Below are 454 nucleotides of genomic sequence, written 5' to 3' on the forward strand. Positions count from 1 at the left end.
CCCGGGCGGCGTTGGGGTGGATCGGTGAATACGGCGACATCATGACCGACGGCTACCTGTGGTACCAACGCCGCAACGAACAAACCGGCCTGGAAAACCAATGCTGGAAAGACTCCTGGAACGCCATCTCCTACCACGACGGCCAACTCCCCGGAACCCCCCGCGCCACCTGCGAACTCCAAGGCTACGCCTACGACGCCAAAATCCGCGGCGCCCGCCTCGCCCGCGAATTCTGGAACGACCCCCACTACGCCACCCAACTCGAACACGAAGCCGCCGACCTCAAACACCGCTTCAACCGCGACTTCTGGATCCCCGAACGCGACTACTACGCCCTCGCCCTCGACCCCGACGGCAACCACGTCGACGCCCTGTCCTCCAACATCGGCCACCTCCTGTGGAGCGGCATCGTCGAAGAACACCGCGCCGAAAAAATCACCCAACACCTCCTCGG

General features: G+C 63.9%; 1 protein-coding gene. It reads left to right on the top strand.

Features of this window, described 5'->3' with window-relative positions; genetic code table 11:
• A partial coding sequence (locus tag ACXN5W_RS30390) for an amylo-alpha-1,6-glucosidase (protein WP_473161820.1) occupies nt 1-454 on the top strand: 454 nt, incomplete at both ends.

The organism is Plantactinospora sp. A48, from assembly GCF_055793945.1.